This is a genomic window from Alloalcanivorax marinus (genome assembly GCF_016906305.1).
In the GTDB taxonomy this organism is placed as follows: Bacteria; Pseudomonadota; Gammaproteobacteria; order Pseudomonadales; family Alcanivoracaceae; genus Alloalcanivorax; species Alloalcanivorax marinus.
Genome location: NZ_JADDOL010000006.1, coordinates 105,234 through 128,381, shown reverse-complemented (window position 1 = coordinate 128,381; position 23,148 = coordinate 105,234). Strand labels below are relative to the sequence as shown.

Annotated in this window: 19 protein-coding genes; 5 read left to right on the top strand and 14 right to left on the bottom strand. The window is 67.5% G+C overall.

Going from position 1 to position 23,148, the window contains the following annotated elements:
* Window positions 1-18: 18 nt before the first annotated feature.
* The 5 genes from IM760_RS07455 to IM760_RS07435 all read right to left on the bottom strand — a co-directional run bounded on the left by IM760_RS07455 (window position 19) and on the right by IM760_RS07435 (window position 5,500).
* Window positions 19-984, bottom strand: coding sequence for an XdhC family protein (locus tag IM760_RS07455; protein WP_204428005.1), 966 nt, complete (start codon window positions 982-984; stop codon window positions 19-21).
* Window positions 971-1,600: a UbiX family flavin prenyltransferase gene (locus tag IM760_RS07450; protein ID WP_204428004.1), complete on the bottom strand. Its 630-nt coding sequence runs from the start codon at window positions 1,598-1,600 to the stop codon at window positions 971-973. The genes IM760_RS07455 and IM760_RS07450 overlap by 14 nt, the downstream gene beginning before the upstream one ends.
* Window positions 1,587-2,537 (bottom strand): LysR family transcriptional regulator, encoded by a 951-nt coding sequence (locus IM760_RS07445; RefSeq protein ID WP_204428003.1) that lies wholly within the window; start codon window positions 2,535-2,537, stop codon window positions 1,587-1,589. Before IM760_RS07445 ends, IM760_RS07450 begins: the two co-directional genes overlap by 14 nt.
* A 21-nt stretch (window positions 2,538-2,558) precedes the next feature.
* Entirely contained in the window at window positions 2,559-4,001 is a 1,443-nt protein-coding gene (locus IM760_RS07440; protein WP_204428002.1) for an aldehyde dehydrogenase family protein, read from the bottom strand.
* Between the two features lie 77 nt (window positions 4,002-4,078).
* Window positions 4,079-5,500 carry a UbiD family decarboxylase gene (locus IM760_RS07435; RefSeq protein ID WP_204428001.1) on the bottom strand — a complete coding sequence of 474 codons (1,422 nt, stop codon included), beginning with the start codon at window positions 5,498-5,500 and terminating at the stop codon, window positions 4,079-4,081.
* 367 nt (window positions 5,501-5,867) lie between these two features.
* Here IM760_RS07435 and IM760_RS07430 point away from each other — a divergent pair, with 367 nt between their 5' ends.
* The 5 genes from IM760_RS07430 (at window position 5,868) to IM760_RS07410 (ending at window position 10,300) form a co-directional block, all read left to right on the top strand.
* Entirely contained in the window at window positions 5,868-6,764 is an 897-nt protein-coding gene (locus tag IM760_RS07430) for a TRAP transporter substrate-binding protein (protein WP_239549674.1), read from the top strand.
* 64 nt (window positions 6,765-6,828) lie between these two features.
* Window positions 6,829-7,398: a TRAP transporter small permease gene (locus IM760_RS07425; RefSeq protein WP_204427999.1), complete on the top strand. Its 570-nt coding sequence runs from the start codon at window positions 6,829-6,831 to the stop codon at window positions 7,396-7,398.
* Window positions 7,399-7,402: 4 nt separating this feature from the next.
* On the top strand, window positions 7,403-8,662 hold the full coding sequence (locus IM760_RS07420) for a TRAP transporter large permease (RefSeq protein ID WP_204427998.1): 1,260 nt from the start codon (window positions 7,403-7,405) through the stop codon (window positions 8,660-8,662).
* Between the two features lie 11 nt (window positions 8,663-8,673).
* Window positions 8,674-9,432 (top strand): SDR family NAD(P)-dependent oxidoreductase, encoded by a 759-nt coding sequence (locus tag IM760_RS07415; protein ID WP_194295815.1) that lies wholly within the window; start codon window positions 8,674-8,676, stop codon window positions 9,430-9,432.
* A gap of 76 nt (window positions 9,433-9,508) precedes the next feature.
* Complete coding sequence (locus IM760_RS07410; RefSeq protein ID WP_204427996.1) at window positions 9,509-10,300, top strand: sterol desaturase family protein; 792 nt, start codon at window positions 9,509-9,511, stop codon at window positions 10,298-10,300.
* Window positions 10,301-10,348: 48 nt separating this feature from the next.
* Here the strand turns inward: IM760_RS07410 and IM760_RS07405 are convergent, their stop codons facing one another.
* From IM760_RS07405 to IM760_RS07365, 9 genes are all read right to left on the bottom strand, one after another.
* Window positions 10,349-11,989 carry a thiamine pyrophosphate-binding protein gene (locus tag IM760_RS07405; protein WP_204427994.1) on the bottom strand — a complete coding sequence of 547 codons (1,641 nt, stop codon included), beginning with the start codon at window positions 11,987-11,989 and terminating at the stop codon, window positions 10,349-10,351.
* Entirely contained in the window at window positions 11,986-12,981 is a 996-nt protein-coding gene (locus IM760_RS07400) for a TAXI family TRAP transporter solute-binding subunit (RefSeq protein WP_204427992.1), read from the bottom strand. Before IM760_RS07400 ends, IM760_RS07405 begins: the two co-directional genes overlap by 4 nt.
* A gap of 37 nt (window positions 12,982-13,018) precedes the next feature.
* On the bottom strand, window positions 13,019-14,983 hold the full coding sequence (locus IM760_RS07395) for a TRAP transporter permease (RefSeq protein WP_204427990.1): 1,965 nt from the start codon (window positions 14,981-14,983) through the stop codon (window positions 13,019-13,021).
* Window positions 14,980-16,218 carry a benzoate/H(+) symporter BenE family transporter gene (locus IM760_RS07390; protein ID WP_204427988.1) on the bottom strand — a complete coding sequence of 413 codons (1,239 nt, stop codon included), beginning with the start codon at window positions 16,216-16,218 and terminating at the stop codon, window positions 14,980-14,982. The genes IM760_RS07395 and IM760_RS07390 overlap by 4 nt, the downstream gene beginning before the upstream one ends.
* A 120-nt stretch (window positions 16,219-16,338) precedes the next feature.
* The gene (locus IM760_RS07385) at window positions 16,339-17,142 is read right to left on the bottom strand and encodes an enoyl-CoA hydratase/isomerase family protein (RefSeq protein WP_204427986.1); all 804 of its coding nucleotides are present in this window, start codon (window positions 17,140-17,142) and stop codon (window positions 16,339-16,341) included.
* A 24-nt stretch (window positions 17,143-17,166) separates the two neighbouring features.
* The gene (locus IM760_RS07380; protein WP_204427984.1) at window positions 17,167-18,702 is read right to left on the bottom strand and encodes an AMP-binding protein; all 1,536 of its coding nucleotides are present in this window, start codon (window positions 18,700-18,702) and stop codon (window positions 17,167-17,169) included.
* On the bottom strand, window positions 18,695-19,225 hold the full coding sequence (locus IM760_RS07375; protein WP_204427982.1) for a (2Fe-2S)-binding protein: 531 nt from the start codon (window positions 19,223-19,225) through the stop codon (window positions 18,695-18,697). The genes IM760_RS07380 and IM760_RS07375 overlap by 8 nt, the downstream gene beginning before the upstream one ends.
* A complete protein-coding gene (locus IM760_RS07370) occupies window positions 19,209-20,036 on the bottom strand; it encodes an FAD binding domain-containing protein (RefSeq protein ID WP_204427980.1) in 828 nt (275 codons plus the stop codon). Before IM760_RS07370 ends, IM760_RS07375 begins: the two co-directional genes overlap by 17 nt.
* Complete coding sequence (locus tag IM760_RS07365) at window positions 20,033-23,023, bottom strand: xanthine dehydrogenase family protein molybdopterin-binding subunit (protein ID WP_204427979.1); 2,991 nt, start codon at window positions 23,021-23,023, stop codon at window positions 20,033-20,035. The genes IM760_RS07370 and IM760_RS07365 overlap by 4 nt, the downstream gene beginning before the upstream one ends.
* Between the last annotated feature and the right edge of the window lie 125 nt (window positions 23,024-23,148).

Sequence of the window (23,148 nt, the reverse complement as noted above, 5' to 3'; positions counted from 1 at the left end):
CTCTCGGGCCTGTTGACGCTACAGTTCGTCGCGGGACTTGCCGCGGTACACGCGCAGCACGTCGGCCATCACCGCCAGGGCGATTTCCGCCGGCGTCTTGCTGCCCAGGTTGAGACCGATGGGCATGCGGATGCGGGCGATGTCCGCGTCGCTCAGCCCGCCGATGCGACGCAGCCGCTCGGCGCGGCGCTCGGAGGTGCGCTGGGAGCCCATGGCGCCGATATAGAACGCCGGCGTGCGCACCGCCTCCATCATCGCCAGATCGTCGATGCGCGGGTCGTGGGTGAGCGCCACCACCGCGGTGGTGTCGTGGCAGCCGCCCTCGGCGATGAATTTCGAGGGCATCACCGGGCGCACCGGAACGCCGGCGGCCAGCACGCCCTGTTTGTCTTCGCGGGGGTCGCAGACGATCACCTCGCAACCCAGCTCCACCGCGAAGCTGGCGCAGACCCGCGCCACCGGCGATACGCCGGCCAGCAGCAGGCGCAGCACCGGGCCGATGCGGATTTCCACCCGCTCGCCGAGCAGCCGCGCCGCTTCGCCGCCCTGGTCCGCGCCCAGGGCCAGGGCGCCGCTGCTCAGATCCACGTGACGCACCCGGCGGTGCTGGCCGAGCAGGGTGTAGCGCAGGGTGGTCAGGTGCTCGATCCAGTCCGCCGTGGCCGCCCGGCGTTCCACCAGCACCTGCAGGCTGCCGCCGCAGGGCAGTTCCAGCCGCTGGCGTTCGTCCTCGGTTTCGCCGTAGCGCACCACCTGGGCCGGGGCCGGGAATCCGCCCCGCGCCAGCCCCTCGAGAAATTCCTCTTCCACGCAGCCGCCGGACAGGGAGCCCACATGGGCGCCGTCGCCGCGGGCCACCAGCATGGCCCCCGGGGAACGGGGCGCCGAGCCGTAGGTGGACAGCACCGTGCACAGCCACACCGGGTGGCCGTCGGCGGCCCAGCTCAGGGCCTGCTCGATCACCTGCAGGTCAAGAGGCTGCATGGTCGTCGTCCGCCGGATCGGTGGCGGAGCCGGCGTCGTGTTCGCGCCAGCGCCGCACGATGCCCAGCTCGATGTCGAACAGGTCCAGCACCCGGCCCAGGCTGTGATCGACCATCTCGTCCAGGGTTTTGGGCAGGGCGTAAAAGGCCGGCACCGGCGGCGCGATGATGGCGCCCAGCTCGGTCAGGTCGGTCATGGTGCGCAGATGGTTCCGGTGCAGGGGCGTCTCGCGCACCATCAGCGCCAGCCGGCGCCGTTCCTTGAGCACCACGTCGGCGGCGCGGGTCAGCAGCGTGGAGGTGACGCCGCTGGCGATCTCCGACATGGAGCGCATGGAGCAGGGGGCCACGATCATGCCCAGGGTCTTGAACGAGCCGCTGGCGATGGCGGCGCCGATGTCCTGATTGGAATAGCACACCGAGGCCATCGGCTTGAGATCGGACCAGGACAGGCCGGTTTCGTGGGAAATCGTGATCAGCGCGGACTTGCTGACCACCAGATGGGTCTCGATGGGGGTATCGCGCAGCAGTTCCAGCAGGCGCACGCCGTAGATGGCGCCGGACGCGCCGGAAATGCCGATGATCAGTCGTTGTGGACGGGTATTAACCGAGTTCATGGTCGGGATCCTGGCTGGCGCCTTCCTTGTAGAAATGAATGGCGTTGAGACCGGTGGCAAGGGTCTTGCCGATGATGTCGACGAACAGATGCGCCGCCGGCGTCAGCGGCCGCCGGCTGTCGTGCACGCAAACCATGCGACGGGTGAGGCCCGGGCGGTCCAGAGGATAGCCGCGCAGGGCGCCTTCCTCCAGGCCCTGGCGCAGCACCGTGGCGGGCAGCACGCTGACGTAGTCACTGCGGCGCAGGAAGCTTTCGATGACGGTGAGGTCGTCCAGCTCCAGATGCGGCGTCACCTCCAGACCCAGGGCCGCCAGCGCCTGGTCGATGACGATGCGCAGGCCGTGCAGGCGCGACGGCAGCACCAGCTTCATGCCGCCGAGGGCGGCCAGCGGCACCGGCGCCGGCACCCGCAGCCGGTTGGCGGCGCCGGTGGCCACCAGCAGTTCTTCGTCCACCAGGTCGATGCGGTTGAGCCGTTCCTGCTGGAAGGCCTGGTTGATCACCGCGAAATCCAGATCGCCGGCCAGCACCCGGTCGATCAGGTTCTGGCTGTAGCCGTAGCTGACCTGAAGATCCACGTTGGGGTGATGCTCGACGAAGTAGGCCAGGGTGCTGGCCAGGGCCTGGTTGGCCGCCGAGGCGATCAGCCCGGCGTTGATGCGGCCGCTGATTTCGCCGTTGCGATGGATCAGCGTCTGGCGGGCCTCCAGCAGCTCGCCAAGCAGCGGCATGAACAGGCGGTAGGCCTGTTCGCCGGCCTCGGTGGGAATCATGCCCTTGGAGGTGCGTTCGAACAGGGCCTGGCCCAGCTCTTCCTCCAGTTTGGAGATCTGCATGGACAACGCCGGCTGCACGATATTGAGGCGCTGGGCGGCGCGGGTCACCGAGCCCTCCTCGTACAGACAGGTGAAGTACTTCAGCTGGCGTAGCTCCATGGCGGCCTCGGCGGGGTGGGTTCAGACCGTACCGACGTTTTGATAGACGTGCTTCAGCTCGGTGAAGTCCATCAGCGCATCGAAGCCGTGCAGGCGGCCGAGGCCGCTCTTGCGATAGCCACCGGTCTCCGCCTCGGCGAACAGCTTGTTATGGTCGTTGATCCATACTGTACCATCGCGGAGCGCCCGGGCCACGCGCAAGGCGCGGGCACCGTCCCGCGTCCAGACACTGGCGGACAATCCGAACTCGGTGTGATTGGCGCGTGCCACCGCTTCCGCCTCGTCCTCGAAGGCCTCCAGCACCAGTAACGGGCCGAAAATTTCCTCCTGGCAAAAGAAGGCGCCACTGTCGCGGTGATGGATCAGGCTGGGCAACAGGAAGGCGCCGTCCCGCAGGGCGGGATCGCCCGGTTGGCCGCCGGCGAGAATCACCTGGTCGCAGCTCTGCTCCGCCTCGTCCATGCGGCGGCCCACCAGATCCCGGGCCCGATGGTCGATCAGCGGGCCGATGCGGCTGTCCGGCGCCAGGCCGTGGCCCAGGGGCAGGGCGGCCAGGGCGGCGCGCAGGGCGGTCTTCATGGCCGGCAGCTGGCTGGCGTGCACCAGCACCCGGCGCGCCGCCGTGCACTGCTGCCCGGAGATGATGGTGGCCGCCGCCGCCAGCCGCGGCGCGATAGCGTCCACGTCCGCGTCCTCGAACACCAGGCAGCAGGATTTGCCGCCCAGTTCCAGGGACAGCTTTTTCATGGTCGGCGCCGCGTCCTGCATGATGCGGGTGCCGGTGGCGGTGGAACCGGTAAAGCTGAGCACGTCCACCCGCGGGCTGGTGACCAGATGGGCGGCGCCCTGATGGCCGCTTTCCATGAACAGGTTGACCACCCCGGCGGGCAGGGCGTCCAGGGCCAGCAGCGGTTCCAGAATGGCGGCGTTGAACAGGGCGGTCTGCGGCGCCGGCTTGACCACCGTGGTGCAGCCCGCCGCCAGGGCCGGGGCCAGGGCGCGGATCAGCAGCACGGCGGGGGCGTTCCAGGGGATGATCAGCCCGGCCACGCCGGCGGGCTCGCGGAACAGGGCGGAGAATTCCCCGGGGGCCACTTCCATGGCCGGGCCCGGGTTGTGCCGGGCGAGGCCGGCGTAATAGAGAATTTCCGAGATGGCGCCGCCGATCTCGCCCAGGGACTGGGCCAGGGGCTTGCCGTTCTCGAGGGTCAGCAGGCGCGCCAGTTCATCGCGGCGCGGCTCCAGCGCCGCCGCCCAGGCCAGCAATACCTGCTGGCGCAGACGGGGATTCTGGCTCCACAGCGGCTGGGCGAAGGCGGCCGTGGCGGCGTCCACGGCGGCCCGGGCCTGGGCCTCGCCGCCTTCCGCGAAGGCGCCCAGCCGTTCACCGGTGGCCGGGTCCAGGCTGTCCACCCAGCCGTCGCCGTCGAGCCAGTCGCCATTGATGTGATGTCGTACCTGCATGTTGTTGTTCTCCTGGGAGGCGTCCCAAAAAAAGGCGCGGCCGCCTCCCACCACGAGGGCGACGGCCGGCACCGAGGTTAACGGGAGGGGGCGAGCCGATGCTGCCAGTCGTCGCCGGCGGGTTCGCTGACGGCGGCAAGATCCACGTCCTGCTCACCGGGAACACGGATGCGCTTGAAGCGCATGGTCGGGGCGTCCAGGGGCACGGTGGCGTCGAAGCCCATCTTCGAGCCGACGCCGTCGCGGGTGGACGGGTCCAGCTTGGAGCCCTGGCTGTCGTGCACCAGCACCAGGTCGCGGTCGGCCTGGAAGCGGGTGGCCACCGCCCATTCCACTTCGTTGGGGTCGTGGATGTTCACGTCGGTGTCCACCACCACCACGTGCTTGATGTCGTAGTGGCCGCCGAGGGCGCCGAGGATGACGTTCTTGCCTTCGCCCTCGGAGCGCTTGTCGATCTGCACGTACAGGTGGTAGCGGCACACACCGCCACGGGCCAGATGCACGTCGCGCACCGACGGGAAACTGCGCTGCAGATGCGCCAGCATGGTGGCCTCGCGGGGGATGCCGCCGAGCAACAGATGCTCCAGGCCACCGCCAACGATGGTGTGAAACATGGGCGCCTGACGGTGGGTGATGGCGTCCACCTCGATCACGTGCCGTTCGGCCCGCTCGCCGTAGTACTGGGGGAATTCACCGAAGGGGCCTTCCTGCTCGCGGGTGTGGGCCAGCAGCCGGCCTTCGATAACGATCTCCGCGTCGGCGGGCACGCGGATGCGGTTGGTCACGCATTGCGCCACTTTCAGCGGCTCGCCGTGCAGGGCACCGGCGATTTCCAGTTCGTCGTGATCCAGCGGCACGATGGCCTGGGACGCCATCAGCGTGAGCGGATCGTTGCCCACCACCACGGCCACTTCCAGATCCTCACCGGCGCTTTCCGTCTCCTGGAAATAGGCCAGGGTGTGGCGCGGCAGCAGCAGGGCGCCGAGCCGGTTGGCGCTGCTCACCTGCAGCCGGTGGATGGACACGTTCTGCACCCCGGTGCGGGGGTTGCGGCTGATCAGCAGCCCGGCGGTGATGTAGGCGCCGCTGTCGTGTTCGTTGTGGGTGGGGATGGGCAGCTGTTTCAGCAGGTCCACCTCCCGGTGCACCACGTCCTGGCAGGGTGCCTCGTCCACTTCGCGCCAGGCGATGGGATTGAGGCTGGCGTCCTGGAAGCGGGCCAGCACGTCGGCGGGCGCCACGCCCATGGCCTCGGCCATCCAGCCGCGATCGGAAAGCAGGCCGGAAATCACTGGAATCGGGTGGCCACCGGGTTCAAGAAACAGGGAAGCGCTGTGACTGTCGAGCCGGTTGGCGATGGCGGCCACCTGGAAACGCAGATCGGTCCCCGGACGGATCACGCTCAGCCGCCCGCTTTGCTGCAGGTGATCGAGCCAGCCGCGCAGGCTGGTTCCGGGCGGGCTGTCCGGCCGGGTCGTGTCGGAGGGCAGGGTGGGCATGTCATCATCCTTTGTCCGTTTTTGTTTGCCCGCCATGCTATAAGCCGGTTTGCCACCTTCCTATTAAGCATTTCTGATGCGCTTCATCAGCGCCGGCGATATCACGGCCCCGCGCCACGCCATACATTGTTCCGCCATATAAGAAAAAAGCGTCGTGCCTTTCCATAATGTTCGGTGATTGGACGAATCACTATAAGTTAATGGGCGGCTTTCAGGGCGCTGTGATAGCGTCCTTTCAGATCAGGAAATAACTAAAAACAAATACTTGCAGAAAAAAGGTAGTGCGATGAATACAACAACCCTTTGCTTTCGAGCCTTGATCTGTGTGGCCGTCCTGGCATTTAGCACGGTAGTCGGCGCCAAGGAATTGAAACTCGGATTGATCGTGCCCGGCGACCACGCCTGGAGTCAGGCCGCCCGGGAGATGGGCAAGGAACTGGAGCAGCGCACCGACGGCCGTTACAGCGTCACCTTGTTCCCCGCCGGCCAGCTCGGCAGCGAAGCGCAAATGCTGCAGCAGATGCAGACCGGCGCGCTGGATATGTCGTTCATGACCGTGGCCCAGGTGGTCAACCGGGTGCCCGAGTTCGGCGCCCTGTTCGCGCCCTATCTGGTGGACAACGAGAAGCAGGCGGACCAGTTGCTCAGGGGCCCCGCCGCCCAGGGGCTGTTGGAAAAGCTGCCGGTCAAGACCGGCACCGTGGGCCTGGGCTATGGCGTGGCCGGCATGCGCATGATGCTCAACGCTTTCCCCTCCGATAACGTGGCCGCCCTGGAAGGCCGCAAGATCCGCATCACCCCGTTCCCGCCGGTGCAGGACTTCTACCGGTTGCTGGGCGCCGTATCCACGCCCATGCCGCTCACCGACGTGTACGACGCCCTGGCCAACGGTCAGGTGGACGGCGTCGACGCCGACCTGGAACTGGTCTGGAAACTGCGTCTCTATGAGCGCGCCAAAACCCTGCTGCTCAGCGGCCATATGATGTTCCCGGTGGTGGGGCTGGTATCCGGCCGCACCTGGGCCGGCATGAGCGAGCCGGACCGGGACGTTCTCCGCGAACTGACCCGCAAGCACCTGGGCGAGCTGGCCGCCTACTACATGGCGTTCGGCGAGAAAACCCGCGCCGACATCGAAAGCGAAGGGGTCAACGTGGTGGAAGCCGGTCCCGACTACTTCGGCGACAAGCTGGATGAGTGGGAACGGATCTGGACCAAGAAGGCCCCGGTTCTGTCCGAGCTTCGCAAGGAAGCCGGGCAACTCTGAGGCCGCCCGGGCCGCCGCCCCGGCGGCCCGGTGTCCGAAAGAATCACCGTCAGGAACTCCCCCTATGATTGAGGCGTTGAGCAACGGGTTTGCCCGCGTTGAGCGCGGCATGGTCCGCTTTCTTGTGGTCGCCCTGCCGATCATGATCCTGGTGAATGTATTTGGGCGCTTTTTCAAGGCGCCGATCTTCTGGCTGGATGAGCTGGCCGTGTTGATGATGGTGTGGCTGGCCATGCTGGGCCTGAGCATCACCCTGAAGAGCCGCGACGCGGTGGCGGTGACGCTGCTCACCGGCGCGGTGCCGCCGGCCGCCCGCAAGGGGCTGCAGCTGATCTCCGATCTGGTGGTGCTGGGGTTCTGCGTGGCGCTGATCGTGCTGTGCTACCGCTGGTTCAATCCGCTGCTGCTGATCCACAGTGATTTCAACATCGAGACCTTCGCGGCGGACAGCTTCAACTACATCTATCAGGAGCCCACGGAAACCCTGGGCGTGCCCAAGTTCTGGTTCTGGCTGATCCTGCCGGTGGTCTCGGTGACCAGCAGCGTGCACGCCCTGGCCAACCTGCTGCGCACCTGCCGGACGCCGCGCGCGGCGTTCGTCGATCCTCCCGAAGCCCACCCGGTGGCGGAGTAACTCCATGGTAGCCGTTATTTTTCTCGTTCTGCTTTTTATCGGCGTGCCCATCGCGCTGGTGCTGGCGGTCAGTGCCATGGCCTACATCGTCAGCAGTGACAACGCGGTGCTGTTCCTGTCCTACCCGCAGCAGTTTTTCGGCGGGCTCAGTCAGTACGGCCTGCTGGCCATTCCGCTGTTCATGCTGGTCGGCGAGCTGATGAACGAAGGCGGGCTGACCCGTCGACTGGTGGCCTTCGCCTCGGTATTCCTGGGCTCCATCCGCGGCGGGCTCGCCTATATCAATATCCTGGCGAACATGATGCTGGCGTCCATCGTCGGCTCCGCCAACGCCCAGGTGGCGGTGATGTCCCAGGTGATGGTGCCGGAAATGCACCGCAAGGGGTACGACCGCAGTTTCGCCACCGCCACCACCGCCGCCGGTGCCTTGCTGGCGCCGGTGATCCCGCCGTCCATGCTGTTCGTGATCTTCGGCGTGCTGGCGCAGATCTCCATCGGTGATCTGTTCGTGGCCGGCATCGTCCCCGGCCTGCTGATGGCGGTGGGCTTCATTCTGGTCATCGCCGTGCTCGGCTTTATTCATGAATACCCGAAGAACGAGCGGCTGACCCCGCGTCAGGCACTGCGCAACGTGGTGGCCAGTATCCCGTCGCTGAGCGTGCCGGTGGTGATGATCGGCAGCATCGTCGGTGGCCTGGCCACCCCCACCGAGGCGGCCGCCGTGGGCGCCGCCATGGCGGTGCTGGTGGGCCGCTTCGCCCACGGCGAGATGAAGACCGACCGCATGGGCGACATGCTGCTGCGCGTGGCCATCAACAGCGGCGTGGTGCTGGCCCTGGTGGCGGCGGCGGCGGTGTTCGGCTGGGTGATCATCTACGAACAGCTGCCCCAGCGGCTGGGCGAGCTGATGCAAAGCATGACCTCCGACCCGTTTGTTTATCTGCTGCTATTGATGGGCCTGTTGCTGATGGTCGGCATGGTGCTGGACGGCATCGCCGCCCTGATCCTGCTGGTGCCCATCGTGCTGCCGGTGGCGCAATCCGTGTACGGCATCAATCCCTATCACCTGGGCGTGCTGATGTGCATCAACCTGACCCTGGGGCTGCTGACGCCGCCGGTGGGCGCCGCCCTGTATGTGGCGTCCCGGGTCACCGGTTGCAAACCGGGCGACATCATCAAGGCGCTGCTGCCGTTCCTGCTGGTGACGGTGCTGGTGTTGTTGCTGATCACCTGGATGCCCGATCTGGTCACCGCCTTCCTATAAGGAGAACTGTTATGAATCGCATGAAGAATAAAGTCGTCATCGTCACCGGTGGCGCCCAGGGTATCGGCGCCACCTACGCCCGGGCGCTGGCGGCGGAAGGCGCCGACGTGGCCATCGCCGACGTGCTCGACGGCAGCGCCGTGGCCGCTGAGATCGAGGCCGGCGGGCAACGGGCCCTGTACATCAAGACCGACGTCACCGACCAGGACCAGGCCCGGGCCATGGCGGAAACCGTCCAGGAACGGTTCGGCCGCATCGACGTGCTGGTCAATAACGCCGCCATCTATGCCTCCCTGCAAATGCGTCCGTTCGACCAGATCGATCTGGACGAGTGGGACAAGGTGATGGCGGTGAACGTGCGCGGCCCCTTTGTCTGTGCCCGCGCGGTGGCGCCGATGATGAAGGCGCGGAATTACGGCCGCATCATCAATATTTCCTCCGGCACGCCGTTCAAGGGCACCCCGGGCCTGCTGCATTACGTTACCTCCAAGGGCGCCATCCTGACCCTGACCCGGGGCCTGGCCCGGGAGCTCGGGGAATTCGGCATCGCCGTGAATACGCTGGCCCCCGGGCTGGTGCTCAGCGAAGGCGTGATCGCCAACGAAGCCATGCGCGACACACTCACCGCGCCGGTCCTGGCCAGCCGCGCCCTCAAGCGCGACCAGATGCCGGACGATCTGATCGGGCCGCTGCTGTTTCTGGCGTCCGATGACAGCGCCTTCATGACCGGCGAGACCGTGGTGGTGGACGGTGGCTCGGTGATGCACTGAGCCTCGCCGGGCTCGCCCGGCACCCCACACCTCCGTCATCAATAAACATTCCAACAAAGTAGTATGGGAGAGGACCATGAAACCCAGTAGAGAAGAAGTCATCGTCGAAAAGTCGCACGCTTTTCGCGAGCAGTATCGGGCGTCCACGCCTGCCTGGTACCGGGGTGAAATGCATCTGGCGTTCACCCTGATTTTCACCTTCGGCGTGATTCTGTTTTGCGCCACCCGACTGCACGACACAAGCTGGTCGGAATGGCTGTTCGTGGTGGTGCCCATGCTGGTGTTCGGCAACTGGGCGGAATGGGCCGGGCACCGTTACCTGCTGCACAGCCCGCGCAGTCTGCTGAAGTCCGCCTACAAGCGCCACGTGGCCACCCACCACCAGTTCTTTTCCCACCGGACCCTGGACTACCACGGCCAGCGCGACTGGCGGGCGCTGCTGTTTCCCCCGTTCGCGCCGGTGCTGTTCGTCGGCGCCGCGGTGCCCCCGGCGCTGCTGCTGGGCATGCTGTGGTCCGCCAACGCCGGCTACATCGCGGTGCTGACCATGGCCGCGTACTTCCTGATGTACGAGGGTCTGCACACCCTCTCCCACCTGGAACATCCGATTCTGGATCGCCTGCCGCTGGTGAACACGGTGCGGCGCATGCACGTGCTGCACCACAATCCGGACTTCATGCACACCCACAATTTCAACCTGACGTTTCCGCTCTGCGACGCCCTGTTCGGCACCAGCGATCTGAACAAGGGCGTGATCGGCACCCTGTTCAACGGCCAGTCCGATGCCGCCCGCAAGCCGGAGGTTCAGGAAAAACTGGATGCTCAGAAGCAGCCTCGACCGGAGCGGGGCGCACCGGCGGGGGAGTGATCCCGGTGCAAGTGGCGGATCGCGGCTGAGGCCGCGATCACCACCGGCTCAGGGTTTGAGAATTGACGGGTCGATGGTCAGCTCGATCAGAAACGGGCGATCCGCCTCCAGGGCCCGTTCAAACACCGCAGGAAAACCCTCGCTGTCTTCCACACGCTCCGCGTCCGCACCGAAGGACTTCGCCAGGCCGATCAGATCCGGGTTGACCAGGTCGGTGCCGTAGCGCCGGCCCGGATACTGCCGTTCCTGGTGCATGCGGATGGAGCCGTAGGAGCCGTTGTTGACCACGATGACGATGACGTTGGCGCCGTATTGCACGGCGGTGGCCAGTTCCTGACAGGTCATCAGAAAACAGCCGTCGCCGGCGAAACACACCGCCGGCCGTTGCCGATCGGCGAGCTTGGCGGCGATCGCCGCCGGCAGACCGTAGCCCATGGAGCCGGAGGTGGGCGCCAGGGCGCTGCCCAGGGCGCGGAACGGGTAGAAGCGATGCACCCAGAGGGTGTAGTTGCCGGCGCCGTTGCTGACCACCGCCTCCGGCGGCAGCCGCTGGCCGAGCCATTGCACCACCCGGGCCAGCTGCATGGGGCCGGGGGATTCGGTGGGCGTTGCCCAGTCCCGGTACACCTGGCCGGCCCGTTCCAGCCAGGCGCGGCGTTTGTCGTCCAGCGGCCGGTCGGCGCGCAGGGCGACGGTTTCGGCGAAGCCGCGCACGCCGGCGCAGATCGCCAGATCGGTGTGATAAACCCGCCCCAGCTCTTCCGGTTGCGGGTGCACATGGATCAGTTGCTGGTGGGGCCGGGGCACCTCCAGCAGTTGATAGTGGCGGGTGGTGATGTCGCCGAGCCGGGTGCCCACCGCCAGGATCAGATCCGCTTCCTCGATCAATGCCGCCAGCGCCGGGTTCATGCCGAGCCCGGCGTCACCGGCGTACAGCCGGTGGCTGTTGTCGAAGCGGTCCTGGCGCCGGAAGCCGGTGACCACCGGCACGCCGTGGGCCTCCGCGAAGCGGCGCAGTTTGTCGTGGCTTTCGCTGTCCCAGCCGGAGCCGCCGAACACCGCCAGCGGACGGCGCGCCGCCGCCAGGCGGCGCTCCAGGGCGCGCACGTCGCGCACCGCCGGATAGCTTTGCGCCGGGGTGACGGCGGCGGTATCCACCGCCGTCACCGATTCATAGAGCAGATCCTCGGCCAGCCCGATCACCACCGGCCCCTGGCGGCCGGAGCGGGCGGTGGCGAAGGCGCGACCCAGATACTCCGGCAGCCGCGCGCTGTGCTGCAGATCGATGGCCCACTTCGCCACCGAGCCGAACAGCGCCTGCACGTCCACTTCCTGCCAGGCTTCCCGTTCCTGAAAACCGCTCGGCACCTGGCCGACGAACACCAGCAGCGGGGTCGAGTCCTGGGACGCCACGTGCAGGCCGGCCAGGGCGTTGGCGCTGCCCGGCCCGCGGGTCACGAAGCACACCCCGGGGCGGCCGGTGAGCTTGGCATGGGCCTCGGCCATCATGGTGGCGCCGCCCTCCTGACGGCACACCACCAATGCAATGTCCGGGGCATCGTGGAGCGCGTCCAGCACCGGCAGAAAGCTTTCGCCGGGCACCGTGAACACCCGGTCCACGCCGTTGCGGCGCAGCAGGTCGACGATCACCTGGCCGCCGGTGCGGCCTTGCGCGCTGGCGGTGGTCATTGTGCTTGCGCCGCTTCCTGGTAGTACTTTTTGGCGCCGGGGTGCAGCGGTGCCGCCAGGTTTTCATTGGCGGCGGAACCGTCCACGGTCCAGCCGGACATGGAGCCGAACGAGCGCTGCACGCTCTCACGGCCTTCCATGATCGCCTTGGTGATCCGGTAGGCTTCCTCTTCGGGCATGTCCGCGTTGGCGTAGATGGAGGTGCTGAAGCCCACGCCCTTGACCGGTTCGCTCTGTCCTTCGAACAGGTCCGCCGGCATGGTGGCCGGGGTGAAGCCGTATTTTTCCAGGTAGGCGATGGCGTCGTCGCTGAGGCTCAGGAAGCGCTGCCCGGGAGTGATCGACAGTTGCGAGGTGTTGGGATGACCGGCGGTGGTGATGCCGATGATCATGTCCAGTTTACCGTCGCCGAACTGGTCCTGAAGGATGCTCAGGCTGGAGCGGCTGACGCTGCCACCGAAGGCTTCGATGTCCTCGTAGCTGAGGTCGTTGGCGGCCAGGATCAAACGCGCGATGTACTCATTGAGGCTGCCCTGGGGGCCGGTGCCGATGCGCACCGCCAGCTTGCCTTTCTTGATGTCGGCGAGGCTTTTGATGTCGCTGTTCTTCTGCACGGTAACGCGCTGGTAGTACTGATCCAGGCCGCCCACCAGGCCACGGATGTTGTCGATTTTCTTTTCGAACGGGCCGAAGCCGCGCTCCGCCCAGGACGCCACCGGCGGGAAGATCAGCGCCACGTCGGTGCGTTTGGCGGTGAGCAGCTTGGTATTGGCGATGGCCATCGGCGTGCCGAGAATGTCCACGGTGGAACCCTGCGGCAGACCGTTGAGCATTTCCGTGCGCAGGGCGCCGGCGTAGGCGTACCAGGTGGTGCCGGTGGGGCCGGCGGCGAACTTGACCTTGACCGGGTCGGCGGCCCGCGCCGCGCCGGTGAGGGCGAGCAGGACCGCGAACAGGGCGAGGCCGAGAGAGCGTACGCTGAGATGTGGCATTTTTTGTTCTCCTGATAATGAAAAGTAAGGTCGACCGTTATTCTTGTGCGGTGGAGATGGACGCGGTGTCGCCCGCGCGCCGGCGCCAAATCTGGGCGCCCAGCACCGCCGCGAGCAGCACCAGGCCGACCAGCGAAACGGCCAGCTTGGGCGTGATCAGCAGTACCGCGGCGGCCAGCAGCAGCACCGACTCCAGTCTTGAATTGCGGGTGCGCAGGAAGCCGGCCACGCAACCGGCCAGCGCATAGCAGCCGATGGCGGCGGTGACCGTGGCGGTGGCGATCTTGATCCACTCGCCCTGCAGCAGCAGCGCCGGGCTGAAGGCGAACGCGAAGGCCACCAGGAAGCCGGCCAGGCTGTAGCGGAACGCGGCCCAGCCGGTTTTCCAGACGTCCGCCTTGGCGATGCCCCCGGCCACGAAGGCGGCCAGCGCCACCGGTGGCGTCACCATCGACAGGGCGGCGAAGTACAGCACGAAAAAGTGCGAGGACAGCTGCGGCACGCCCAGTTTGTCCAGCGCCGGAATGGCCAGGATGGCGCCCATGATGTAGGCGGCGGTGGTGGGCATGCCCATGCCCATCACGATCACCATGACCATCACCAGCAGCAGCGCCGGGATCATCTGGCCGCCGGACAGGGTGGTGACGAAGGTGCCGAAGGTCAGGCCCAGGTTGGTGCTGGACGCGATGCCCACCACGATGCCGGCGCCGGCACAGGGGATGGCCACGGCGATGGCGCTGCGCGCGCCAGAGTCCAGCGCCTGCACCGAGTCGCCCACCACCGAGCGGACGGCGCCGGCCAGGCCGGCCAGGCCGTGCTCGCGCACGCCGTCCCAGCAGCGGGTGAACAGGCCCAGGAATACGGTCAGCCAGACCGCTTCCAGGGTGGCGGAGCTGAGCGCGCGGCCGGCCATGATCTGGTAGACCAGCACGCACACCGGGATCAGCAGATAGAGCCGCTTGAGCACGCTGCCCCAGTCGGTCTCCAGCTCCGCCTTGGTCAGGCCGCTCAGATTATTGCGGCGGGCCAGCAGATCGACCACGAAGTACAGCGCCAGATAGAACAGCAGCGCCGGAATGATCGCCGCCAGTGCCACCTCGGCGTAGGGGATGCCCATGAACTGGGCGATCAGGAAGGCGGCGGCGCCCATTACCGGCGGCATCAGTTGCCCGCCGGTGGAGGAGGTGGCCTCCACCGCGGCGGCCTGCTCGGCGCGCATCCCGGAGCGCTTCATGGCGGGAATGGTGAACATGCCCATCACCGCCGCGTTGGCGGTGGCGCTGCCGCTGACCGCGCCGAACAGGGTGGAGGAAACGATGGACACCTTGGCCATGCCGCCGCGCAGGCGGCCCACCAGCAGCATGGACAGATCCATGAACAGCTGGCCGCCGCCGAACAGTTGCAGGAAAGCGCCGAACAGCAGGAAATAGAACACCTGGCCGTAGGAGACGATGCTGGGAATGCCGAACACGCCCTCATTCTGCATGGTCTGCAGATCGATAAAGGTCTCGAAGAACATGCGGCTGGGCTGGCCGTCGTGGCCGATGATACGCAGCAGCGGCACCTCGCGCAGCAGCGGGCCGCAGAACTGATAGACCAGGAACACCAGGATCACGGTGGTCAGGCCCATGCCCAGGGAACGGCGCACCGCCTCCACCACCAGGGCGATGGTGACCACGCCCACCACCAGGTCGAAGGTGGTGGGCAGATCGACCATGGCGATGCGGGTGATCAGGGTTTCGCCGTTCAGGTAGTAATGCACGGCGATGGCGGCGGCCACCGCCACCAGCAGGTAGTCACTGGCGCGGCTGACGCCGAAGTGTCGCGGGCCGCCTTCCGGCGGCGCGATCAGCGGATGGGTGATGAAGGTGAGCATGACGCCGAACATCACGTGGATGGGCACCGCCACGATCAACTCCAGCGGCGAGCCGTAGACCATCCAGATCTGGAACAGGGCCCACAGCAGCGCCACCACGCTGGCCGGGTTGCAGTACTTTTTCATGCCTGTGCCTCCTGGCGCCGGGCGGCGCCGAGTTCACCGAGCAGGGCGGAGGTGGCCACGCCCAGCAGCAACGCCCAGAAGGGCGAACTGATCCCGAGCAGGGAAAACTTGCTCATTGCCACGGTCAGCGCCACGAAGGCGCCCACCTGGCAGGGACCGTTCTTGCGAAACGCCTGCTGAAAGGCGCCCAGCAGCACGCCGATCATGGCCAGGCCGGCGATCACCATGATCAGCGCCTTGGGCAGGGCCAGAATAAAGGGTACCGCGAAGCCCGCGAACAGGCCGAACAAGATGAACAGCACCCCGTTGACCACCGAGGCGCCGTAGCGCAGGCGGCGGTCCTCGCCGGCCTGGTCCGAGGAACAGATGGCGGTCATGGGGCCGGCTATATTGGCGTTATGGCCCCCGCACAGGCCGGCCAGCAGGCCGCCGACGCCGCTGGCGATGGTCATGGCGTTGACCGGCGGGCGGTAGCCCTCGGCCATCAGCACGCCGATGGCCTGGGCGTTCTCGGCGCCGATCACCAGGGCGGTGAGCGGCACCGAAATGGCGAAGAACGCCTGCCAGGAAAACGCCGGCGCGGTGAAGGCCGGCATCACCAGTTCCAGGGACACCTGGGCGGTTTGCAGCTCGCCGAGCCACAGCGCCATGCCCAGACCCACCACGCCGGCCACCAACACCGGCGGCACCGCGCGCGTCAGGCGGCCGGTGAGGAAGAAGGCCAGGGCGGCGATGCCGGCCACCCAGGGCGCCGCCACCACCGAGTCCACCGCGCCGGTGGCGAAGCGGAACAGGGCGCCGGCGATCATCGCCATGACGATGGGCACCGGCAGCCAGTGCGCCAGACGGCCGATCAGGCCGCTGAAGCCCAGCGCCAGCACCAGGAGCCCGCTGGCGATAAAGGCGCCCACGGCTTCGTTGAAGGGGATCATTTGCAGCGAAGCGGCCAGGATGGCGGCGCCGGGAATGGTGTAGGCGCCGCTGATCGGGAGACGATAGCGCAACGCGAAGAACAGGCTGATCAGACCGCCCAGCACATAGATGCCGAACAGCCAGGCGACGGTCTGGGCGTTGGATAACCGGCCGGCCTCGGCGGCGTTCATGACGATCACCGCCGGACCGGTGCAGCCGAACAGGGCGGCCACCACGCCGGTGCTGAGGGTGCGGCTGTTGAAGGCGGCACGCAGCGGCGGACGGCTCCGCTCGCCGGTATCGACGGGCACTTCGTGGGGCATGCTAAGCCTCCGTTTTTGTTATCAACCGGGTGTTATCAACCGAATGTTGTTAGCCACCGGGCGCGGCCCGGGCCGGCCGGGAAGACCGGCCGGGGCCGCTGTTGAGCGCGGGGCGCGGGCCTATTCGCCTTTGAACACCGCCGGACGCTTGGCGTGAAACGCCTCCACGCCTTCCTTGAAATCCGCGGAGCTGCGCAGGCGGCTGTAACAGTGGCCTTCCATTTCGATGGCCACCTTCAGCGGCGAGTCCTCGTTGTCGTTGATCAGCTTCTTGGCGGTGCGCTGGGCCAGCGGCGAGAACCGGCGCAGTTCTTCCACCAGGGCATCGGTGGCGCTCTCCAGCTCGTCGTCCGGCACGCATTCGGTGACGAAGCCCCAGGCCAGGGCCTGTTCGCCGCTGACCCGCTTGGCGCGCATCACCATGTGCTTGGTGCGGGTGATGCCGATCATTTTCTGCAGGCGCGCGGAGCCGCCGGAGCCGGGGATCTGCCCCAGGTTCTGTTCCGGCAGGGCGTAGCGGGCGGTTTCCGAGGCGATGCGGAAATCACAGGCCAGCGACAGCTCGAAGCCGACGCCGAAGGTGTAGCCCCGGTTGGCGACGATCACCGGCTTGCTGCAGCGCTCGGCGGCGGCCACGTTCCAGGCCAGTTTGGAGACGTGCTCCGGGGAGGCTTCCAGAAAGCCGCGGATGTCGCCGCCGCTGGAGAAATGCTGGCCCTCGGCGCGCAGCACGATGACGCGCACGCCGGGATGGGCGTCCAGCGCCTCGAACACCTGGCGCAGGTATTCCCGCTGGCTCATGGCGATCACGTTGTAGGGCGGGCGGCCCAGGATGATGTCGCCACGCTCCTGGTCGGTGCGCAGTTCCACCTTGAAGCCGTCGAACTCGGTATTTAGAAACTGTTCAATCTCGGACACGTTCATCGTGTTTTTCCTTTTCTGGGTCATTCAGGGCTGTTCCGCCGGTTGCGGATCGCTGTAGTCGGCCACCAGTACGCGGCGCAGGATCTTGCCCACCGGGGATTTGGGAATCTGGTCAATGAATTCGTAGCGGCGCGGGCGTTTGAACCGGGCCAGCCCGGAGCTCACGCAATGGGCGTCGAGCACCTCGTCGGTGATCGGTTCCCGCACCTTGATAAAGGCGGTAATCAACTTGCCCCACTGCTCGTCGGGCAGGCCCACCACCGCCACTTCCTCCACGGCGGGGTGCAGGGACAGCACGTTCTCGATCTCCGCCGGGCTCACGTTTTCGCCGCCGGTGATGATCAGGTCGTCCACCCGGCCGGTGACGAACAGGTCGCCGTCCTCGTCGAAGAAGCCGGTGTCGCCGGTGAAGTACCAGCCTTCGCGGATCGATTTGGCGTCCGCGTCCGGACGGCGCCAGTAGCCCTCGAACGCCTCGTCGCTGGCCAGGTCGGCGATGATCTGGCCTTCCTCGCCGGCCGCTGCCACCTCGGCGGGGGAGTCGCTGGTCAGGTGCACCACGCGGATGCGCTGGTTGAGCGCGCTGCGGCCGGAGGAGCCGGGCTTGCGGTTGGCGGCCTGATCGATGGTGAAGGTGTACACCTCGGAACTGCCGTAGTGGTTGACGAACAGGTCCGGCTGGAAGGCGTCCTGCACCCGGCGCATCAGGCCGTCGCTCATGGGCGCCCCGGCGAAGCCGATCTTGCGCACGCTGGCCACCCGCTCGGCACTGAAGGCCGGGTCTTCGATGAGCATGTGATAGAGCGTCGGCACCAGGTAGAGGTTGCTGATGCGCTCGCGCTCGATGGCGTCCAGGGTGGCCTCCACGTCGAAGCGCGGCACGCACACGAAGTGGCCGTCCAGCAGCGCCATGGACAGCAGCGAACGCACCCCCATGGTGTGGTACAGCGGCATCACGCCCAGCGTGCATTCTTCCTGGCTGTACAGGTTCTGCGCCACATGGGCGAGGGCGGCGGCGCGCTCGGCGCGGTGCCGGCGTGGCACGCCCTTGGGCCGGCTGGTGGTGCCGGAGGTGTACAGCATCAGTGACCAGTCTTCCGGGCCGGCGCGCAGTAGGGTGCCGGCCGGCGCGCGGGCGCACAGATCGTCGAAGCCGAGGGCCTCGGGGAACGCGGCTTCGCCGACACTGATGCAGGGCACCGCCGGGCGGCCCATGGCGCGCACCGCTTCCAGCACCGATTCGTCGTGGGCCAGGGCGCGGGCGTCCGCGTTTTCCAGGGTCCAGGCCAGATCCTCGGCGGTGCAGCGCCAGTTGAGCGGGGTCATGACGATGCCGCTGAACTGACAGGCCCAGTGCAGCGTGGCCATCTGCCAGCGGTTCTGCATCGCCGCCACCAGATGGTCCCCTTTGGCGAGTCCCAGATCCTCGAGCCCCCGGGCGGCGCGCTGAATGACATCGAACCAGGCCTCGTAACTGAGGCGTTGCGGGCCGTCGCTGATCGCCGTCGCCCGGGGGCGACGTTCCACGGCGGCCAGAAAGCTGCGTCCAAGATCAAACATCGTAGGGTTTCTCCGAAGCATTTTGTTGTGATTCGCCGCTTTGGCGTTGGCGGGCCACCTCCAGCACCGCGCGCACGATGCCGGTGTAGCCGGTGCAACGGCACAGATGCCCGGACAGCATGTCGCGCACCTGCGCTTCATCCGGGGCCGGCACCCGTTGCAGAAATTCCACGCAGGACATCAGAATGCCGCTGGTGCAGAAGCCACATTGCAGGGCGTGATGACGGCTGAAGGCCTGCTGCAGGTCGTTCATCACGTCGTCGCGGGCCAGGGATTCCACGGTGTCGATGCGGCGTCCGTCCGCCTGCACCGCGAGCATCAGGCAGGAGCGCGAGGCGACGCCATCCACCAGCACCGTGCAGGCGCCGCACACGCCGTGCTCGCAGCCCACGTGCACGCCGGTGGCGCCCAGGTCGTGGCGCAGGAAGTCGCACAGCTGGGTGCGCGGCTCGGCGCGTCCGTGGCGGGTTTCGCCGTTCAGTTCCAGTTCGATCTCAGTGCGCTGTTCAGCGGGGGCGTGCATGGGAAGGCTCCTCGATCAGTCGCTGGCCCAGTTCGCGGACCAGCTGGCGCCGGTAGGCCGCGGAGGCATGAACGTCGTCCTGGGCGCCCAGCGACCAGGCCAGGGTGTTGAGGGCGTCGGGCAAGTCGTCGCCCAGCGGCAGCGTTTGCGCCACCGGCCGGTCGGCCACGCCGCCCACGCCCAGGTGGGCGCCGTCGGCGCGCAGGCACAGGGCCAGGGCCACCAGGGCAAAGTCGCCGTGGCGCATGGCGATTTCCTGGAAGCGGTAGTCGGTGCCGTCCTCCGCCAGGGGGAACCGCACCTCGCTGATCAGCTCCCCGGGTTTGCGGTCGGTGGTCAGCAGTCCCTGGAAGAAGTCCGCCGCCGGCACCTCCCGGCGTTTGCCCTTGAGCGATTCCAGCACCACGGTGCCGCCCAGGGTTACCAGGCAGAGCGGAATTTCCGCGCTGGGGTCGGCGTGGGCCACGGAGCCGCACACGGTGCCCCGATTGCGGGTCTGAAAGTGGCCGATCCAGGGCAGGGCCCGGGCCAGCAGCGGCACCTCCCGGGCCAGCTCGGCGCGGTCGGTGAGCTGCACCTGGCGCACCGCCGCGCCCACGGCCAGGTGGCCGCTTTCGTTGCGGATGCGGTTCAGCTCGTCCACCCGGTTGATGTCGATCACCACCTTCGGCTGGGTCAGGCGCATGTTGAGCGTGGCCATCAGGGACTGGCCGCCGGCCAGCACACGGGCGTCCTCGCCGTGCTCATGCAGCAGTTGCAGCACTTCCTTTTTGCTGGAAGCGCGGACGTAGTCGAATGAGGCCGCCTTCATGATGCGTCTCCCTTGCCGAGCAGCCGCGCGATCAGCGCGCGCAGCCGTTGCCAGAGGCCGCCGCCCACCGGCTTGCCGGTGAGGCGCTGGGCGAGCCGGTTGAACACCTGGCCGATAATGATTTTCGAGGCGCTTTGCAGCATGCGGCCGCCCACCGCCGCGATCTTGCCGCCCACGTCCACTTCGTAGACGTACTCCAGGCGGGTGTGGCCGTTGTCCAGTTCCACCAGTGTCACGTGGGCGCTGCCGGAGGCGGAACCCATGGCGCTATCGCCGGAGCCGGACAGCCGCAGGGAGTGGGGCGGGTCCAGGTCGCTGAGACGGACCCGGGCGGCGAAGCGCGCCTTGATCATGCCCACGCCCACGGTGACGTCGGCGCGGTACTGGTTTTCGCCTTCCAGCTCCAGGGCATGGCAGCCGGGAATGATGGCGCGCAGGGTTTCCGGGTCGAGCACGGTGTCGTAGACGGTTTGCGGCGACGCCGGCACCACCACCGAGTCGCGCGCCTGCAGGGCAGGCCCGCCGGCGCGCGGCGCGGCCAACGGCTCCAGCCCCTCCGGCGCCGGCGGCTCGTCGATGCCGATCAGGCCGCGCACCCGGGACGGGGTCAGCGGCAATTGAATGTCGTCGCGGCCCAGGGCGTCGGCCACCGCGTTGGCGATGCACACCGGCGTGCTCATGTTGTTGCCTTCGCCCACGCCCTTGGCGCCCAGAGGGGTGAACGGGGAGGGCGTTTCGGTGTGCAGGATCAGCGGTTCCACCGCTTCCGGGGCGGTGGGCAGTAGATAGTCCGCCAGGGTGCCGGACAGGAAGCTGCCGTCCTCGCCGTAGGCGAACTCTTCCATCAGCGCCACGCCCAGGGCCTGGGTGAAGCCGCCGCGGATCTGGCCGTCCACCAGCATCGGGTTCAGCAGGCGGCCGGCGTCGTGGCAGGTCACGTAGCGGTCGATGTGCACCTCGCCGGTGACCCGGTCGATCTCCACGCCGCAGTAATCGAAGATAAAGCCGTGGCACAGCGAGCTGTTGATGTGGTCGTCGTCGTCCGGCGCTTCCAGCTGCGGCGGCGTCCAGAACGCGGTTTCGCGCAGGCCGCCGCTTTCATTGTCCGGCAGCAGGGCGGGGGACCAGTGGGCGGTGCCGGCGACGCGATGGAAGCCCAGGCTCGGCCCGTCCTCGATAAAAACTTTGCCGTCGGCGAAGCGCACCCGCTCGGCGTCGGCCTCCCACATCGTCGCCGCGATGTTCGCCAGCCGCGCGCGCACCTGCAGCGCCGCCTTGTGCACGGCGCCGGCCACGGCGCCGGCGAAGCGGCTGGAATAGTTGCCCGAGGCGATCGACCAGGGGTCCTTGCCGGTGTCCAGCTCCACATTGACCAGGATGCTGGCCGGGTCCACGCCCAGCACCTCGGCCACTACCTGGGCGGCCACGGTCTGGTGGCCCTGGCCCTGGGGTGTGGAGGACACGTGCACGGTGATGCCGCCGAGCGGATCGATGCCGATGGTGGCGGTGCTCACCGCGCCGTTCTTCGGCCCCGCCTTGCGGCGCTGTTCCGGCGTCAGGGCGGTGGTGATGTAGCCCATATTGGAGATCGACGGCTCCACCACCGCGCACAGGCCCACGCCGTACAGTTTGCCCTCGGCGCGGGCCCGGTCGCGGCGTTGAATCAGTTCCTGATAGCCGCCATCGCGCAGGGCCAGGTCCACGGTGTCGGCGTAGTTGCCGGAATCCAGCAGCGCCCCGGAGGCGGTGCGGTAGGGGAAGGCGTCCGCCGGCACCAGGTTGCGGCGCATCACTTCCAGCGGGTCCAGGTTCAGCTGCCGGGCCACCTGGTGCATCAGGCGCTCCAGGGCGAAGTACATCTGGCCGCCGCCGAAGCCCCGGTTCAGGCCGCTGGGCAGTTTGTTGGTGAGCACCACCCGGTTGCGCACCGCCAGGTTGCGGATGCCGTAGGCGCCGGTCAGGTTGCCGTGCATGCGATAGAAGGTGGCCGGCTCCGGCGCGCGCAAATAGCCGCCGCAGTCGTCGATCTGGTCGTAGCGCAGGGCGGTGACGCGGCCGTCCGCGTCCACCGCCGCCTCCATGTCCGCCACCCGGTTGGTGGCGCTGGAGGAGGCCTGCAGATGCTCAAGCCGGTCTTCCACCCATTTCACCGGGGCGCCGGCCTTGCGCGCCGCCAGCCCCATCAGCACCACATAGGTAAGCACGCCCTGCTTGATGCCGAAGCTGCCACCGGAATCCGGCGGCGTGCGCAGCCGCAGCCGGTTGCTGGTCACGTTCAGCGCCCGCGCCATCACCGAATGCAGCGCATAGGGGCCCTGAAAATTGGAGAGGATGTCGTACACGCCGGTGGCCGGCTGATACTGGCCCACCACCACATAGCATTCGATGGGGGTGCAGGAGTTGCGCGGAAAGCGCACCTTGATGGACACCCGGTGTGCCGCCTCCTCGAAGGCTTTTTCCGGATCGCCGTAGCGGAAGTGGCGCTCGTTGACCACGTTGCCGCCCACCGCCTCGTGCAGCACCGGCGCGTCCTCGGCGGCGGCTTTTTCCGGATCAATCACCGGCTTCAGCGGCTCGTACTGCACGCGCACCAGCTCCAGGGCGTCCTCCGCCCGGTAGCGGTCCTCGGCGATCACCACGCACACCGGCTCGCCCACATAGCGCACCTTGTCCACCGCCAGGCACCAGTGCTCCATGGGCGCGCCGCGCACCCCCACCGGAAACGGATGGGCCCAGCGCTTCACGTCCTCGCCGGTGAGCACCGCGCGCACGCCTTTGAGGGCGAGCGCTTCGGAGGCGTCCACGGACAGCACCCGGGCATGGGCATGGGGGGAGCGCACGACGGCGGCGTGCAGGGTGCCCGGCGGCGTCGCCAGGTCGTCGGCGTATCGGCCCAGGCCACGCAGCAGGGCCTGATCCTCGAAACGGGTCTGGGACCGGCCGATGTAACCACCATCGACGCCGGTCTCGGTGCTGTGATCGCTCATCCAGGACTCTTTATTCTCTTATCCGAGAGCCCTAGTGTCGGTCGCCGGCCATGGCGATGCCTTGCCGGCGGCGATGGATTTCTGTCCCCGGGTCGGCGAATTTACCTTTGAGTCTGATCGGAGGC

Bases quoted from the DNA above. Each gene is read 5' to 3' on its own strand.
- IM760_RS07380 (WP_204427984.1), bottom strand. From the start codon at position 18,702: ATGTTTGATCTTGGACGCAGCTTTCTGGCCGCCGTGGAACGTCGCCCC.
- IM760_RS07425 (WP_204427999.1), top strand. From the start codon at position 6,829: ATGATTGAGGCGTTGAGCAACGGGTTTGCCCGCGTTGAGCGCGGCATG.
- IM760_RS07375 (WP_204427982.1), bottom strand. From the start codon at position 19,225: ATGCACGCCCCCGCTGAACAGCGCACTGAGATCGAACTGGAACTGAAC.
- IM760_RS07400 (WP_204427992.1), bottom strand. From the start codon at position 12,981: ATGCCACATCTCAGCGTACGCTCTCTCGGCCTCGCCCTGTTCGCGGTC.
- IM760_RS07390 (WP_204427988.1), bottom strand. From the start codon at position 16,218: ATGCCCCACGAAGTGCCCGTCGATACCGGCGAGCGGAGCCGTCCGCCG.
- IM760_RS07405 (WP_204427994.1), bottom strand. From the start codon at position 11,989: ATGACCACCGCCAGCGCGCAAGGCCGCACCGGCGGCCAGGTGATCGTC.
- IM760_RS07440 (WP_204428002.1), bottom strand. From the start codon at position 4,001: ATGCAGGTACGACATCACATCAATGGCGACTGGCTCGACGGCGACGGC.
- IM760_RS07445 (WP_204428003.1), bottom strand. From the start codon at position 2,537: ATGGAGCTACGCCAGCTGAAGTACTTCACCTGTCTGTACGAGGAGGGC.
- IM760_RS07410 (WP_204427996.1), top strand. From the start codon at position 9,509: ATGAAACCCAGTAGAGAAGAAGTCATCGTCGAAAAGTCGCACGCTTTT.
- IM760_RS07455 (WP_204428005.1), bottom strand. From the start codon at position 984: ATGCAGCCTCTTGACCTGCAGGTGATCGAGCAGGCCCTGAGCTGGGCC.
- IM760_RS07395 (WP_204427990.1), bottom strand. From the start codon at position 14,983: ATGAAAAAGTACTGCAACCCGGCCAGCGTGGTGGCGCTGCTGTGGGCC.
- IM760_RS07365 (WP_204427979.1), bottom strand. From the start codon at position 23,023: ATGAGCGATCACAGCACCGAGACCGGCGTCGATGGTGGTTACATCGGC.
- IM760_RS07435 (WP_204428001.1), bottom strand. From the start codon at position 5,500: ATGCCCACCCTGCCCTCCGACACGACCCGGCCGGACAGCCCGCCCGGA.
- IM760_RS07450 (WP_204428004.1), bottom strand. From the start codon at position 1,600: ATGAACTCGGTTAATACCCGTCCACAACGACTGATCATCGGCATTTCC.
- IM760_RS07370 (WP_204427980.1), bottom strand. From the start codon at position 20,036: ATGAAGGCGGCCTCATTCGACTACGTCCGCGCTTCCAGCAAAAAGGAA.
- IM760_RS07385 (WP_204427986.1), bottom strand. From the start codon at position 17,142: ATGAACGTGTCCGAGATTGAACAGTTTCTAAATACCGAGTTCGACGGC.
- IM760_RS07420 (WP_204427998.1), top strand. From the start codon at position 7,403: ATGGTAGCCGTTATTTTTCTCGTTCTGCTTTTTATCGGCGTGCCCATC.
- IM760_RS07415 (WP_194295815.1), top strand. From the start codon at position 8,674: ATGAATCGCATGAAGAATAAAGTCGTCATCGTCACCGGTGGCGCCCAG.